Genomic DNA, 14,842 nt, shown 5'->3' on the forward strand with positions numbered 1-14,842 from the left:
GGGCCCTCCGTCCGTCCCCGCACCGCGCGCGTCTACCCCGCACAGGGCGGATGTCGGCGCGGCAGGGCAAGATGGCGGCGTGCCGAGGACCCACCTGCCGATCCGTCGCGTCGAGGAGTTCCGCGACCCGCACCCGATGCCACGCGACGTCTGGCCCGCCACGCTCGCCCCGGTCCGGCAGCTCCTCGACGAGGGGCTCGACCTCGACCCGGTCACGGTCTTCGTCGGCGAGAACGGTGTCGGCAAGTCCACCATCGTCGAGGCCATCGCGCTGCAGTTCGGCATGGGACCCGAGGGCGGCGGCACGGGGGCACGGCACTCGACCCGTCCGTCCGAGTCCGACCTGTGCGAGCACATCGCCATCCGACGCGACTTCGGGGCCCCGCGCGGCGGGTTCTTCCTGCGGGCGGAGACCATGCACGGCTTCTTCACCTACCTCGAGGAGCACCCGAACCACGCCCGACCCGAACCGGTCTTCCACGAGCGCAGCCACGGCGAGTCGTTCCTCGACTTCGTGATCGACCGCGCGCGGTGGCCCGGCCTGTGGATCCTCGACGAGCCCGAGTCCGCGCTGTCGTTCTCCGGCTGCCTGGCGCTGATCGGCCTGCTGCAGTCCATCGTCGAGAGCGGTGTCGGACAGGTGCTCATGTCGACGCACTCACCGGTGCTCGCGGCCTTCCCCGGTGCGACGATCCACGAGGTCGGCGAGTGGGGGCTCCGACGGACCGAGTGGGCCGACCTCGACCTGGTCCGGCACCAACGGTCGTTCCTCGAGTCCCCGGAGCGCTACCTGCGCCACCTCGGGAACGACGACCCCGGCCGAGACGACACCGACTAGGCGGAGACCTTCGTCATCTGCAGCAGCCCGTCGCCGGCCGGCGACAGTGCGCTGATGACCGCACCCGACGTCGAGACCTCGGTGAGCAGCAGGCGGAAGTCGGTGGTCGCCCGGTCCCGCTTCACGGGATCGGCGACGCGGCCGCGCCACAGGGCGTGCGGCACGAGGACGGTCCCGCCGAGTCGCGCCAGCCGCAGGCCGTGCTCGACGTACTCGATGACGTGCTCCGGGTCGGCGTCGACGAGGACGACGTCGTAGGACGCCTCGTTCATGCGCGGCAGCACCTGGTTCGCGCGACCCGGGATGAGCCGGATGCGTGCGGGTGCGGTGCCGGCGGCGATGAACGCGTCACGGGCGTACTGCTGGTGGTCGACCTCGACGTCGATCGTGGTGAGCGTGGCGGACGGTGCGCCCCCGAGCAGGTACAGCCCGGACACCCCGAGTCCGGTCCCGATCTCGATCATGCTCGTGGCGCGCGAGGCGGCCGCGACGACCCCGATCTGTGCGCCGATGGCGGGGGAGATCGCCTCGACCCCGAGTTCGAGGGAGTGCTCCCGCGCTCGGGCGATCACCTCGGACTCCGAGACGATGTCCTCGGCGAACTTCCAGTTCGACTCTTTCTCTGACACGCACACTCCGTTCGGGTGACAACTCTACGGGTGCTGCGCGGTGCGGACGGGTTACGCTCGTACCGTGTTCGACGGCTTCGAGAAGTTCCTGGTGATCGGGATCATCGGCGTCCTCCTGCTCGGTCCGCAGCGGCTGCCGCAGTACGCACAGAAGCTCGCCGAGTTCGTCAAGGCCGTCCGCCGCTTCGCCGACACCGCGAAGGACCGGATGCGCGAGGAGATGGGCCCGGAGTTCGACGAGGTCGACTGGCAGAAGCTGGACCCCCGGCAGTACGACCCGCGACGCATCATCCGTGACGCGCTGCTCGACTCCGGCAGCAGCGTGGCCGCCGTGCAGACGGCGCAGGTGACCGCCTCCAAGGTTCGTGCGACGGCACCCGTGGTGCCGCTCGCCGTCGGCGAGGCAGCACCGTTCGACGCCGAGGCGACCTGACGCCGGATCACGTGACCGTGTGACGGCCAGGAGGCGCGGGGCCAGCCGGCACCGCGCCTCCTGTCCGTCAGATGGCCGCGGCTACCGCAGGTCGGCCAGGAACCGGTCCGTCCAGGCGAGCGCCGGTGCGCTCGGCACCGAGCTGCAGGTCGACATCGCCGTCGTGGAGGAGCACGGGGTGTCCCGGTCGAGCGACCAGAAGTGGATGCCTGCGAGACCGTTCGCCTTCGCGTAGGCGGTCAGCGTGTCGACGTCGGCGAGGGTGAACACCTCGTCCGAGGCGTCGTTCACACCGATCATCGGGGTGACCTCGATCTTCGACGGCGCGATGCCGTAGGTGTGCTCGAGGTTCGTGACGGCCTGGATCGAGGACTTGCCCATCTCGCAGGTCGACCCGGAGAGGACGCAGTTCGCGGTCGTCGCGCGGCCGAAGTCCATCGTCATGAGGTTGACGGTGTAGTTCGTCAGGCTCGACGCCTTGATGGCCTTGACCGTCGCGTCACCGGTGCTGTTCAGGCCGCCGAAGCTGCCGTCGCTGGCAGCCAGGGTCGCGAGGGTGAACGAGAACCGCATCCCCGGGTACTTCGACTGCGCGAGCGCCGCGGCGTTCACGAGGTTCTGCACGTCGGCGGCGGACTGCCCGCTCTCGATGTCGAAGTCGACGCCGATCATGTGCGGGGTCGCGTACCGCGCGATGAAGCTCTGCAGCGCCGTACCGGAGCACTTGAACGACCCCGCCGCGCCGCCGGTGCTCACGATGTAGTTCACCCCGGCGGCGTCGAGCTTCGGGATGTTGGCGCTCGCGAAGGCGTCCGCGGCGACCCCGCCCCAGTTCTCGCTGCCGCAGGTGCCGGTCGCGAAGGCGAGGGTGATCGCCCCGAGCCCGGGCTCACGGGTGGACACGAGACTGTTCGACGACCCGACGACGGGGATCCGTGATCCGGTGACCGCGGTGTTCATCACGTTGGTGTTCCAGTCGAGGTTCACGGTGACGTCCTTGTAGGGGCTGAAGACCAGGCCCTTCGCCGTCCCGCCCGATCCGCCCGTGCCCCCGCCGGTACCCCCGCCCGTGCCGGTCCCGCCGCCACCCGTGCCCCCGCCGGTGCCCGTGCCGCTGCACGCGCCGGTCGAGGTCCACGGCTGGCCGCTCCCCGTCGCCCCGGAGTGGGTCGCCGGGTCGTCGCCCTGCGTCCACCAGTTCGCGGTGTAGTTCGTGCCGTTCTCGCTCGCCGTCACCCCGCCGGTGTAGGCGGTGCCGGCGTTCCACGCGGTCGCGCACGCCGCGGTGGCGGCCATGGCGGGACCCGCGGCGACGGAGCCGCCCGCGAGTGCCGCCGCGATCGCCGCGACGAGTCCGATCCTGAGCCTGGTCTTGCTGTTCACACGGTTCTCCTGTCCTCGGCCGGCGTCGTTGCCGGACACGGGTGGAGCTCCTGCAGACCGAGATTCCGCAGGAGCATTGTGGAATACCCCTGCATAATGCTCCGCGGTGGAACGACCTGTCCATGAAAGGACGTACAGCCGAGCGGTCTCCGGACTGTTCGGCTGTGGTCCACCCGCTCAGTCCCTGGTGGCGACGATCGTGAACGTCGTGGGGAGCCGGTCCCGGTCCTCGCCGGGCCACGCCCACGAGCCGTCGCCGGTGTCGACCATGCGCGGGCTGAACCGCCACGGCAGGGTGCGGCCTTCGTCGAGTCGTCGGAGTCGGAGCCCGGCACCGAGCATGGCGTTCACGATCTCGGACAGCGGGTGCGGCCACTCGTACGTCCGGGTGTTCGCCACCGTGCCCTCGCCGGCGTAGGTGCCGGCGTCGTCCCACTGCTGTGCCGAGCCGTCCGCGAAGTACCGGTAGCGGGTGACGAGCCCGTCGGCGTCCTCGTCGAGCGCGTACAGGGCGGGGTGGCCGTCGCGGATGAAGAACACGCCGCCCGGCCGCAGGAGCGCCGCCACCTGGGCGGCCCAGCGGTCCAGGTCGTCGAGCCAGCAGATCGTGCCGATGCTCGTGTAGACGACGTCGAAGTCGCCGACCACCGCAGCTCGGGCGTCGAGGACGTCCGTCTCGACCCAGGTGACGTCGAGTCCGAGCCGTGTCGACAGCCCGGCGGCCGAGGCGAGCGCCGCGGGGGAGAAGTCGACGCCGGTGACCCGCGCACCCTCGCGTGCGAGCGAGACCGTGTCCGTGCCGATGTGGCACTGCAGGTGGCAGAGGTCGAGGCCGGCGAGGGAGCCGTCCGGCAGCCACGGTCGCAGTGCGGGCAGATCGTCGCGGACGACGGTCGAGCGGTGGTCCGGGTCGGTCAGGGCGTCGATCTCGTAGGCGCCCTCGTGGATGGGCACCCGGTCGTCCCAGTTCGCGCGGTTGGTGTCGCGGGCCTGCTCCCAGTCGACGCTGACGTGATCAGTGCTCATGCACTCGACCCTACGACAGCGTCAGACCGAGCTTCCGACCCGACAGCCCGCGCCCCATGGTGCCGATGCGGTCCGCGATCTCCGCCAGCGCCAGCGCCGCCGGGTCTTCTGGGACGCCGAGCACGACGGGCACCCCGGCGTCCCCGCCCTCGCGGAGCGGCACCGACAGCGGCACGCTGCCGAGGACCGGCACCGGGGCGTCCTGGCCGCGGGAGAGCCGTCGCGCGGTCTCCTCGCCACCACCCTCGCCGAAGAGGTGCAGCACCTGGCCGTCCGGCTGCACGAGACCCGCCATGTTCTCGACCACGCCGATCACCCGCTGCCCGGTCTGCCGGGCGACCGTACCGCTCCGCTCGGCGACGTCCGCCGCGGCCGCCTGGGGCGTGGTGACGACGAGGACCTCGGCGTGGGGGAGGAGCTGGCCGACCGAGATCGCCACGTCCCCGGTGCCGGGCGGCAGGTCGAGCAGGAGTACGTCGAGGTCGCCGAAGTACACGTCGGTGAGGAACTGCGAGACGGTCCGGTGCAGCATCGGGCCGCGCCACGACACCGCGGTCGAGACGTCGTCGACGAACATGCCGATCGAGACGACCTTCACGTCGTGGGCGACCGGCGGGAGGATCATGCTGTCCACCCGTGTCGGCCGGGGTGCGACGCCGTGCTCGTCGGTGAGGCCCATCAGCCCGGGCACGCTGAACCCGTGCACGTCGACGTCGACGATCCCCACGCGCTGCCCGCGGGCCGCGAGGGCCGCCGCGAGGTTCACGGTGACCGTCGACTTGCCGACGCCGCCCTTGCCGCTCGTGACCGCGATCACCCGGGTGAGCGAGTCCGGGGTGAACTGCACGCCCCGGGGTCTCCCCGCGCGGAGGCGTTCGGTGAGCGCGGCGCGGGTCGCCGAGGCCATCACGGACACGTCGACCGCCACGCTGGAGACACCGTCCACGGAACCGGCGGCCGCACGCACGTCGCGCTCGATGGTGTCGGCGGCCGGGCACCCGACGATCGTGAGCTGCAGGTCGACGCGCACCGCGCCTCCTGGCTGCACGTCGACACCACGGATCATGTCGAGCTCCGTGACGGGCCGGCGGATCTCCGGGTCGACGACGCGGCCGAGCGCGGCGAGGACCGCGGTGCCCAGCTGCTCGTCGGTCCTGGCGGCGTCAGCCACGAGCCGTCGTGCCGGGTTCGTCGGCGAAACCGGCGTCCTCGGCGTCGCGCCGGTCGAGTTCCTCGAGCAGGGAGCGGATCTCGGCGCGGATGAAGTCCTTCGACGCCATGTCCCGCATCGCCAGGCGGAGTGCCACGACCTCGCGGGCGAGGTACTCGGTGTCGGCGAGGTTCCGCTCGGCGCGCTGCCGGTCCTGCTCGAACTGCACCCGGTCGCGGTCGTCCTGCCGGTTCTGGGCGAGCAGGATGAGCGGCGCCGCGTAGGACGCCTGCAGGGACAGCACGAGGGTCAGGGCCGTGAAGCCGATCGCCGCGGAGTCGAACTGCCACGCCCGTGGTGCGAGCGTGTTGTAGCCCATCCACACGACACAGAACAGGGTGAGGCCGACGAGGAACCACGGCGTGCCCATCGCACGCGCGATGCCCTCGGTCGCGCGACCGAAGGTGTCACCACGGCCGCGGCGTCGGGTCGGCAGGACGCGGGTGCGCATGCCCTTGGGTGAGTCGAGTCGAGCATCGGTCCGCTCGCGATCGCGGCGGTTGTCATCCGTTCGGGCCACGGGTGGTCCTCCTTCCCGTCGTCACGGGCGTCCTGCGTGGGCGTTGGCGTGGAAGCGGTGAGGGTTCCCCCTCGCCCTGACTTCGCCAGTCGTCCGGCAGGACGTGGTCGAGGACATCGTCGATCGTCACCACCCCGACGAGTCGGTGGGCGTCGTCGACCACGGGCACGGACAGCAGGTTGTAGGTCGCCATGATGCGGGTGACCTCGGCCGCACTCGCGTCCACGCGGACCGGGTCGGTCTGCTGGTCGATCAGGGTGCCGAGCCGCTCGTTCGGCGGGTACCGGAGCATCCGCTGGAAGTGCACGAGCCCGAGGAACCGCCCGGTCGGGGGTTCGTACGGCGGCAGCGTCACGCAGACGGCGGCACCGAGCACCGGCGCGAGCTCGTGACGGCGGACGAGTGCGAGGCCCTCGGCGACGGTGGCGTCCGCCGAGACGATCACCGGCTCGGTCGTCATGAGCCCACCGGCGGTGTCCGGCTCGTACTCGAGGAGCATGCGGACGTCCTGCGCCTCCTCCGGCTCCATGAGCTGGAGGAGCGCTTCACTGCGTTCGTCGGAGAACTGCGCGAGGACGTCGGCCGCGTCGTCGGGCTGCATGTGGTCGAGGACGTCGGCGGCCCGGGAGTCCTCGAGCCGGGTGAGGATCTCGATGCGCTCCTGGTCGGGCATCTCCTCGAGCACGTCGGCGAGCCGGTCGTCGGGGAGTTCCTCGGCGACCTCGAACCGACGCTCGGCGGGGAGGTCGAGCAGCGTGGACGCCAGGTCCGCCGGCAGCAGGTCGGAGTAGGCGGCGATGACGTGCTCGGCCGACTGGGCCTCGCCGGGGAGCTCGTCCTCGGTGACCTCGTTCCAGGTCGCGAACGTCGTGGGGCCCTTGCCGAACGGGGACGGCGTGGTCTTGGGCTTCCGGAGGAAGAGCTGCGAGACCTCCCACTCGCCCTGCCCGCGGTCCTCGATCGCGACGTCCTCGATGGTGGCGCGCGTGCGCTCCTTCTTGATGAGGACCTTGCGACCGAGCATCTCCGCGATGACCCGGACCTCGCCGCCGCGCTGTTCGAAGCGGCGCATGTTCACGAGGCCGGTCGTGATGACCTGCCCGGCGCCGATCGAGGTGATGCGGCCGATGCTGACGAAGATCCGGCGCTTGCCGGGGACCTCGACGATCAGGCCGACGACGTGCGGAGGGTCGGCTCGGCGGTACACGACCAGGACGTCCCGGACGCGACCCACGCGATCGCCGGCGGGGTCGAAGACGGAGCACCCGGCGAGACGGGCGACGAAGACCTTCGTGGCGCTCACCCGACCCAGCGTAGTCGGTACGTCCGAGCGGAACCGCCGCGGCGGTCGGCGGCTTCCCTGAGAGTGCACGTGCGATTGCAAGGTGTGCGGTGAATGATGGCTGTGTGAGCAATCAGAGCCCGTTCGGCGGCCGCACCGCCCAGGCCTTCCCGACGCTGCCCAAGGGCGACGTCCTCGGCACCTACGACAGCTACCCCGACGCCCAGCGCGTGGTGGCGAAGCTCGCCGAGGCCGACTTCCCGGTCAACCAGCTCTCGATCGTCGGCAACGACCTCAAGACCGTCGAGCGGGTCACCGGCAAGATGACGTACGGCCGTGCGGCGATCGCCGGCGCGCTGTCCGGTCTCTGGCTCGGCATCTTCTTCGGCATCGTGCTGACGCTCTTCTCGCCGAGCGCCGGGGGACTCATCCTCGCCGCGGCCATCATCGGCGCGGCGTTCGGCATGCTCTACGGCATCGTCTCCTTCGCGATCACGAAGCGCCAGCGCGACTTCACGAGCGTGCACCAGGTGCTCGCCACGAACTACCAGATCGTCGTCGCCCCGCAGCTGACCGGGCAGGCCCGCCGCATCCTCGGCGAGGCCGGGATCGCGCCGGCCACCCACTGGAACCCCGGGACCCCGGGTGCCCCGGGCCCGCAGAGTGGTCCGGGCGCCGGTGGTCCGGGCACTGGCGGTCCGGGCGCCGGTGGTCCGGGGCTCCACGGGCAGCAGCCGTGGCGGCCGGGTCCTCCGGCCGGTGGTCCGGCGGGCGGGCCGGGCGCCGGTCAGCAGGGATCGCCCTACGGTGGCGGCCAGCAGGGATCGCCGTACGGAGGCGGTCAGCAGGGATCGCCGTACGGTGGGCACGCCACACCGCACCAGCAGCCGGGAGGCGCGCAGCAGTCCGGCACGTCGGCCTCCGGCACGCAGGCGGGTGCGCCGCGCTACGGGACGAACGAGGGGCCGCGCTACGGCGAGACCCCCGCGACCGCCCCTGCCCCGGCCGAGCCCACGCCCGCTGCACAGCCGCGTGCCGACGAGCCGCCGCGCTACGGGGAACGGGTCACCGGGGCCACGCCGCCGCCGAGTGCTCCCGAGTCCGGGTCGAAGGACGACGAGTCCCGCTGAGGCCTCGCGGCCGCTCCGGTCGCACGGCTCGCCGCTCACGCCCGCCGAGGTCGCACGAACGGCCGCTCCCCGTCGCGGGGAGCGGCCGTCGGCGCGTCCGGGGCCGGTTGCCGTTACCCGGGCCACCTGGGCGCGGCGCCGAGCGGGCAGAACACGCCGCAGGCACGACGCCCGGCGGGCGGAGTACGTCGCGTCCGAACGCCGAGCGGGACGGATTTCGCCCGCTCGGCGGGACGCAGTCCGTGGTGCGGCGGACTACAGGACCTTCGAGTAGCAGATCGAGGTGGGGACCCCGACGTACGGCCCGAAGTTCGCGATGCGTGTGAACCCCTCGCGCTCGTAGAACCCGATCGCCCGCTTCTGCTCGTTGCCGGTCTCCAGCACGAGCGCCGGTGAACCGAGGTCGAGCGCGGCGTCCTCGAGTCGGCGCAGCAGCCCCGTCGCCACGCCCGCTCCGCGGGACTCGGGCCGGACGTACATGCGCTTGATCTCGGTGATGCCGTCCTGCACGATCCGCAGCCCGCCGCATCCGAGCGGCGTGCCGTCGTCGTCGCGGGCGAGGAAGAAGACCGCGATCGAGTCGGCCGTCGGCTTCTCGCCCGGTTCGGTGTCGCCGCCGTAGGCGCGGTCGATCTCCAGCCGCTGGGCAGCTCGGAGTCGCTGGGCGTCCGGCGAGTCGAAGTGCTCGACGTCGATCGAGAACGCGCCGTCGACGGGGTCCGACGGGATGCTGGGGGAGACCTCGGGAGTCGTCACACGCTCAGGCTAGCGGCCGGAGCGGGCGATCCACCCCTCCACTTCCGAGGGGGTCCGGGGGATGCCGACGGACAGGTTCTCGGCGCCGTCCTCGGTCACGAGGATGTCGTCCTCGATCCGGACGCCGATGCCGCGGAACTCCTCGGGCACGGTCAGGTCGTCCTGCTGGAAGTACAGGCCGGGCTCGATCGTGAACACCATGCCGGGCTGCACGATGCCGTCGATGTACATCTCGCGACGGGCCTTCGCGCAGTCGTGCACGTCGAGACCGAGGTGGTGGCTCGTGCCGTGCACCATGTAGCGGCGGTGGAACTGGTTGTCGGGCTGCAGCGATTCGTCGGCCGTGCCGGGCAGGAAGCCCCACTCGGCGGTCTTGCGCGCGATGACCTCCATCGCGGTGGCGTGCACCTGCCGGAAGGTGATGCCGGGCTTCACGATCGCGAACGCCGCGTCCGCCGCCTCGAGCACGGCTTCGTAGACGAGCCGCTGCACGTCGGTGAAGGTGCCGCTGACCGGGAGCGTCCTGGTGATGTCGGCCGTGTAGAACGAGTCCACCTCGACACCGGCGTCGATGAGGATGAGGTCGCCCGGCTCGACTGCGCCGTCGTTGCGGGTCCAGTGCAGGATGCAGGCGTGGTGGCCCGAGGCCGCGATGGTGTCGTAGCCCACGGTGTTGCCGTCGGCACGTGCACGGCGGTTGAACGTGCCCTCGACGATGCGCTCGCCGCGGGGGTGCGCCAGGACGGCGTCGAAGTCGGCGATGACGTCGTCGAACCCGGCCTTGGTCGCGTTCACGGCCTTGCGCAGCTCGTTGATCTCGTACGCGTCCTTCACCAGCCGCAGCTCGGAGAGGTCGCGCGCGGCGGCGTCGTCCGTCGCGGGCACGCCGTCGGCCTCGGGCGCGCCACCCACGGCGCTGCCGATCCGGTCGTCGAGGCCGCGCGTGAGGTCGGTGTCGGCGTCGCGGACGACGAGGGCGGACGCGTCGAGCCCGTCGCGGACGGCGTCGAACGCGCCGAGGTCGGCCGTCCGGAGCCCGAGGTCCGCCGCGACCTCGTCGAGCGAGGGACGCGGACCGACCCAGAACTCACCGATCTCGGGGTTGGCGTAGAACTCCTCGGAGTCGCGGCCGGCGGTCGCGCGGAAGTACAGCGTGGCGTCGTGGCCGGTGCCGTTCGGCGTCATCACGAGCACGGATCCGACGACCGTGTCGGTTCCCCAGCCGGTGAGGTGGGCGAAGGCGGAGTGCGGACGGAACGGGTAGTCGCAGTCGTTCGAGCGGACCTTCGCCTGCCCGGCGGGGATGACGATCGTCCGGCCGGGGTGCAGCTCGGACAGCTTGGCGCGGCGGTCGGCGGCGAACGCGGCCTGCTCGCGGGGCTCGGGCAGCGGACGGTCACGATCGGCCCACTGCGAGCCGATGTAGTCCTTGAACGTCGAGGATCCGGGGGTGGTGGAACGGTTGCTCGTCGCGCGGGGCGTGGTGTCGGACATGCACCCATCATCGCACCGCCGCTCGCACCGCGGCCTGTGCGCCCGCTCACCTGCGGATAGCATTGGCGACGTGCCCGATCCGTTCATCGACCTGCACGCGCACTCGAGCGTCTCCGACGGCACCGAGCGACCCGCGGACCTCGTCCGGGCGGCAGCGGCCGCCGGACTGGACGCCGTTGCGCTGACGGACCACGACACGACCGCGGGGTGGGACGAGGCCACGGCGACGGCCCGCGACCTGCCGCTCACGCTCCTCCCGGGTCTCGAACTGAGCACCCGTGTCGGCTACCGCAGCGTGCACGTCCTCGGCTACCTGGTCGACCCCTCGGACCCGGCCCTCGTCGCCGAGACCCAGCGGATCCGGGACGGCCGTCTGGCGCGTGCGCGGCGCATGGTCGAGCGCATCGGCAAGGACCACCCGATCACCTGGGACGACGTGCTCGCGCAGTCGCGGGACGGTGCGACGATCGGCCGTCCGCACATCGCCGACGCCCTGGTCGCCCGCGGGCTCGAGCCCGACCGCAGCGCGGCGTTCCGCGGCATCCTGCACCCGGCCTCCGGGTACTACGAGCCGCACGAGGCGCCGAGTCCGCTCCGGGGCGTCGAGCTCATCCGGCAGGCCGGCGGCGTGCCGGTGATCGCGCACCCGGCGGCGTCGTCGCGGGGGATCGTCATCGACGAGCCGATGCTCCGCGAGCTGGTCGAGGCCGGGCTGGGCGGCCTCGAGGTCGACCACCGCGAGAACCTCGCGCACGGCAAGCGCACCCTGCTCGACTGGGCGACGCGGTACGGGCTGTTCGTCACCGGGTCGAGCGACTACCACGGCACCGGCAAGCCGAACCGGCTGGGCGAGCACCGGACGGCACTGGCCGCGTTCGACGCGATCCGCTCCGAGGCGACCGGCAGCGCGCCCGTCGTCGGAGCCGGCTCCCGCCTGCCCTGACCGGCGCCCCCGCGGGTCTGGGCCCCGACGACCTTTCGGACTCAGCGACACCTCACGGATCAGCGTGCGCGTGATCTGTCGCTCAGGGCGTGAGAACGGTCCCGCGGCGGATGCGACGAAGGGCCCGTCGCGTCAGCGACGGGCCCTTCGGTCCGGAGGCGCTACTCGCCGTCCGACGACCCCTGCGGTGCCGAGGCGGTCGCCTCGGACGACCCGCCGCCGGCCCCGCGACGGCGGCGGCGACGCCGACGCTTCGCGGCACCGTCCGTGGAACCGTCGGCCGACGCGCCCGCGGTGCCGGCGGCCGGCGGAGCCCGGGCGCCGGCGGCCGGGGGCTGCGTGTGCGCGGGTGCCGCGCCTCCCGAACGGGAACCGGAGCCCGAGCCGGACCGGGTCCGCGTGCGCGGCGGACGCGAGCTGCTGCGCTGACGGTCGCCGGAGGACTTCTCGGCGGGGCCACCGGCCGAGGCTGCGTGCGCCGAGGCACCGGGCAGACGACCCTTCGTGCCGGCCGGGATGTCGAGCTCCTCGAAGAGGTGCGGCGACGACGAGTACGTCTCGACGGGCTCCGGGATGCCGAACTCGAGCGCCTTGTCGATCAGCGTCCACTTGTGCAGGTCGTCCCAGTCCACGAAGGTGACCGCGATGCCGGTCTTGCCCGCGCGACCGGTGCGTCCGGCGCGGTGCAGGTACGTGTCGGGGTCGTCCGGGATCGTGTGGTTGATCACGTGCGTGACGTCGTCGACGTCGATGCCGCGGGCCGCGACGTCGGTGGCGATGAGCACGTCGCGCTTGCCGGCCTTGAAGGCGGCCATGGCGCGCTCGCGCTGTTCCTGGTTGAGGTCGCCGTGCACGGCCGCGGCGTTGAACCCGCGGTCCTTGAGCTCCTCGACGAGCTTCGCGGCGGCGCGCTTCGTGCGGGTGAAGATCACGGTCTTGCCGCGCCCCTCGGCCTGCAGGATGCGGGCGATGACCTCGTCCTTGTCGAGCGAGTGCGCGCGGTAGATGACGTGCTTGATGTTCGCCTGCATCAGACCCTCGTCGGGGTCCGTGGCGCGGATGTGCACCGGGCGGCTCATGAAGCGGCGGGCCAGTGCGACGATCGGCGCCGGCATCGTCGCCGAGAACAGCATCGTGTGCCGGACGTCGGGGACGGCCTGGAAGATCCGCTCGATGTCGGACAGGAAGCCGAGGTCGAGCATGCGGTCGGCCTCGTCGAGGACGACCTCTTGCACGTGGGAGAGGTCGAGCAGGCGCTGGCGCTGCAGGTCGATGAGTCGACCCGGGGTGCCGACGACGATCTGCGCGCCGGCCTTGAGCTGCTCGATCTGGCCCTCGTACGCCTTGCCGCCGTAGATCGACACGATGGTCGTCGGGCGGTTCGAGGTCGCGAGTTCGAGGTCCTCGGTCACCTGGACCGCGAGCTCACGGGTCGGGACGACCACGAGGGCCTTCACGCCGTGGTCCGGGTCGGCACCGAGTCGCTGGATGAGGGGCAGGCCGAAGCCGAAGGTCTTGCCCGTACCCGTCTTGGCCTGGCCGATGATGTCCTGGCCGGTGAGGGCGAGCGGGATCGTCTGCTGCTGGATCGGGAAGGGCTCGATGATGCCCTTCGTCGCGAGCGCGTCGACGATGTCCTGCTCGATGTTGAGGTCTGCGAAAGTCAAAGAATCACCTTAGTCCTGGTGGAAGTCCCGACCAGTCTACCGACGGGCCGGTCGGGCGGGGTGCCGGGGCGGTTCCCGCTATGCTCGTCGGGTGGTGTCGTGGTGGAACCGGAAGCGCGCTGCGCAGCTCGCCGCCGCGTGGCTCGCGTCGCGCAACCCGCGGAACGCCTCGCCCGTCGAACGCCTGCAGCTCGACGACGTCAGCCCCGAGCTCGACGTGTACCTCGGCCAGGCCGCGTACCTCGAACTCTCGCTCTACGAGACGATGGGCCGCGCCGGAGCCGGAGCGCCCACGCTGTCCGGACGGCTCGTCACGGGCGTGCTCGCGACCACGGCACTCGAGCGGCACCGGGCGATCGTCGCCGAGATCGAGCGGACGGGCGGCGATCCCGCAGCGCTGATGGCACCCCACCGCGAGGCGATCGACCTCTTCCTCGAACGCACGAGCGGCGCCGACTGGTACGAGTCGATGCTCACCGGCTACGTCACCGCCGGCATCCTGAACGACCTGTTCGGCTCGCTGCTGCGGTCGCTCCCGGCCGAGGTGCGCCAGCGGCTGAAGACCGTGTTCGACGCGCGCGAGGAAGCCGCCGTCGTCGAGGAGCTCACCGAGCGCATCGCCGAGGACCCGAAGATCGGCTCACGGCTCGCGATGTGGGGCCGACGACTCGTCGGCGACACCCTGCTCGTGGCCCGCTCGGCGCTCGCGTCCCACGCGCGTGAGGACCAGGAGCGGCTCGAGCCGGTGTGGACGGAGCTCATCGCCGCGCACACGCGACGCATGGACGCGCTCGGCCTGACGGCCTGACGGCCTGACGGCGGTCCAGGAGGCGCGGCTCGCGCCGGGCGGTCCCGTCACGTCCCGCGGGTGGTGCGTCGTCGGACTCAGGCGCCCTCGGCCTTGGCGCGCTCGAAGTACGCCGTGTCGGCGGCCGTACGGCGCCGGCCGAGGAACCACTCCGCGGCGAGGGCGACCACGCCGGCGCCGACGAGGGCCACGACCCAGATCCAGGTCGCGTCGTAGCGCCAGCCGGCCCAGGTCAGGGCCTCCCACAGGACGGCGGCGGCGATGCCGCCGAGCGCCGGCCCGAGCAGCGAACCGCGGCTGGAGCGCCACGGCACGACCACGTGCGCGACGGCCCCGACGATCAGGCCGCCGAGGACCGCGAAGAGCAGTTCCACGTCAGGCGACGAAACCGATGCGACGGGACTCCTCCGCGCCGACCTCGACGTAGGCGAGCGAGCCGACGGGGACGATGAACCGACGGCCCTTGTCGTCCTGGAGCGACAGGTGCGTCGACTTCTCGCCGAGGGCGGCCGCGACGGCCTGCTCGATCTCGTCGGCGGTCTGGGCGGTCTCGAACGCGATCTCGCGCGGGCTGTTGGTGATGCCGATCTTGATGTCCACGAGCACAGCGTATCCGAGCAGCCGTGGACCCCATCGGGCGTTCGCCGCAGGCGCACTGCGCCCGCCGGTCCGGCGTCTCGTGGACCGGCGTCGTGGCACCTCGTCGGTGTCGGTCGCTCCGGT

General features: G+C 72.0%; 16 protein-coding genes. 5 read left to right on the top strand and 11 right to left on the bottom strand.

Translation table 11 applies throughout. The features are described from left to right. Nucleotides 1–79 precede the first annotated feature (79 nt). Nucleotides 80–838 (top strand): AAA family ATPase, encoded by a 759-nt coding sequence (locus ACNQOV_RS07595; RefSeq protein ID WP_416394017.1) that lies wholly within the window; start codon nt 80–82, stop codon nt 836–838. Here ACNQOV_RS07595 and ACNQOV_RS07600 read toward each other — a convergent pair. Then, entirely contained in the window at nt 835–1,467 is a 633-nt protein-coding gene (locus ACNQOV_RS07600) for an O-methyltransferase (protein WP_022906172.1), read from the bottom strand. The two genes, ACNQOV_RS07595 and ACNQOV_RS07600, sit on opposite strands and share 4 nt — an antisense overlap. Before the next feature lie 64 nt (nt 1,468–1,531). Between ACNQOV_RS07600 and ACNQOV_RS07605 the strand changes: the two genes are divergently transcribed. Next, nucleotides 1,532–1,900, top strand: a complete 369-nt coding sequence (locus ACNQOV_RS07605) for a twin-arginine translocase TatA/TatE family subunit (RefSeq protein ID WP_022906173.1) — start codon at nt 1,532–1,534, stop codon at nt 1,898–1,900. 81 nt (nt 1,901–1,981) lie between these two features. Here ACNQOV_RS07605 and ACNQOV_RS07610 read toward each other — a convergent pair whose 3' ends face one another. The 5 genes from ACNQOV_RS07610 to ACNQOV_RS07630 form a co-directional block, all read right to left on the bottom strand. Continuing rightward, nucleotides 1,982–3,322, bottom strand: a complete 1,341-nt coding sequence (locus ACNQOV_RS07610; RefSeq protein WP_416394018.1) for a carbohydrate-binding protein — start codon at nt 3,320–3,322, stop codon at nt 1,982–1,984. Nucleotides 3,323–3,460: 138 nt separating this feature from the next. Then, entirely contained in the window at nt 3,461–4,309 is an 849-nt protein-coding gene (locus ACNQOV_RS07615) for a class I SAM-dependent methyltransferase (RefSeq protein ID WP_402264484.1), read from the bottom strand. Nucleotides 4,310–4,319: 10 nt separating this feature from the next. Next, the gene (locus ACNQOV_RS07620; RefSeq protein WP_416394019.1) at nt 4,320–5,480 is read right to left on the bottom strand and encodes an Mrp/NBP35 family ATP-binding protein; all 1,161 of its coding nucleotides are present in this window, start codon (nt 5,478–5,480) and stop codon (nt 4,320–4,322) included. After that, a complete protein-coding gene (locus ACNQOV_RS07625) occupies nt 5,473–5,970 on the bottom strand; it encodes a DUF1003 domain-containing protein (protein WP_042723632.1) in 498 nt (165 codons plus the stop codon). The genes ACNQOV_RS07620 and ACNQOV_RS07625 overlap by 8 nt, the downstream gene beginning before the upstream one ends. 52 nt (nt 5,971–6,022) lie before the next feature. Beyond that, a complete protein-coding gene (locus tag ACNQOV_RS07630; RefSeq protein WP_402264478.1) occupies nt 6,023–7,342 on the bottom strand; it encodes a magnesium transporter MgtE N-terminal domain-containing protein in 1,320 nt (439 codons plus the stop codon). Nucleotides 7,343–7,446: 104 nt separating this feature from the next. Between ACNQOV_RS07630 and ACNQOV_RS07635 the strand changes: the two genes are divergently transcribed. Continuing rightward, on the top strand, nt 7,447–8,451 hold the full coding sequence (locus ACNQOV_RS07635) for a general stress protein (RefSeq protein ID WP_416394020.1): 1,005 nt from the start codon (nt 7,447–7,449) through the stop codon (nt 8,449–8,451). Between the two features lie 255 nt (nt 8,452–8,706). Here the strand turns inward: ACNQOV_RS07635 and ACNQOV_RS07640 are convergent, their stop codons facing one another. After that, a complete protein-coding gene (locus ACNQOV_RS07640) occupies nt 8,707–9,207 on the bottom strand; it encodes a GNAT family N-acetyltransferase (RefSeq protein WP_022906261.1) in 501 nt (166 codons plus the stop codon). 9 nt (nt 9,208–9,216) lie between these two features. Beyond that, nucleotides 9,217–10,701, bottom strand: a complete 1,485-nt coding sequence (locus ACNQOV_RS07645) for an aminopeptidase P family protein (RefSeq protein WP_416394021.1) — start codon at nt 10,699–10,701, stop codon at nt 9,217–9,219. A gap of 70 nt (nt 10,702–10,771) precedes the next feature. Between ACNQOV_RS07645 and ACNQOV_RS07650 the strand changes: the two genes are divergently transcribed. Further along, on the top strand, nt 10,772–11,644 hold the full coding sequence (locus ACNQOV_RS07650) for a PHP domain-containing protein (protein ID WP_416394022.1): 873 nt from the start codon (nt 10,772–10,774) through the stop codon (nt 11,642–11,644). Nucleotides 11,645–11,805: 161 nt separating this feature from the next. On the opposite strand, the gene ACNQOV_RS07655 is transcribed toward ACNQOV_RS07650, so the two are convergent. Next, the gene (locus ACNQOV_RS07655) at nt 11,806–13,311 is read right to left on the bottom strand and encodes a DEAD/DEAH box helicase (protein WP_416394023.1); all 1,506 of its coding nucleotides are present in this window, start codon (nt 13,309–13,311) and stop codon (nt 11,806–11,808) included. 94 nt (nt 13,312–13,405) lie between these two features. Between ACNQOV_RS07655 and ACNQOV_RS07660 the strand changes: the two genes are divergently transcribed. Continuing rightward, complete coding sequence (locus tag ACNQOV_RS07660) at nt 13,406–14,119, top strand: ferritin-like fold-containing protein (RefSeq protein WP_416394024.1); 714 nt, start codon at nt 13,406–13,408, stop codon at nt 14,117–14,119. 77 nt (nt 14,120–14,196) lie between these two features. Here ACNQOV_RS07660 and ACNQOV_RS07665 read toward each other — a convergent pair whose 3' ends face one another. Both ACNQOV_RS07665 and ACNQOV_RS07670 read right to left on the bottom strand, forming a co-directional pair. Next, nucleotides 14,197–14,493 carry a hypothetical protein gene (locus tag ACNQOV_RS07665; protein ID WP_416394025.1) on the bottom strand — a complete coding sequence of 99 codons (297 nt, stop codon included), beginning with the start codon at nt 14,491–14,493 and terminating at the stop codon, nt 14,197–14,199. A gap of 1 nt (nt 14,494) precedes the next feature. Next, on the bottom strand, nt 14,495–14,719 hold the full coding sequence (locus tag ACNQOV_RS07670) for a DUF3107 domain-containing protein (RefSeq protein WP_031261735.1): 225 nt from the start codon (nt 14,717–14,719) through the stop codon (nt 14,495–14,497). Nucleotides 14,720–14,842: the final 123 nt, after the last annotated feature.

This window comes from Curtobacterium sp. LFS084 (assembly GCF_047977705.1).
In the GTDB taxonomy this organism is placed as follows: Bacteria; Actinomycetota; Actinomycetes; order Actinomycetales; family Microbacteriaceae; genus Curtobacterium.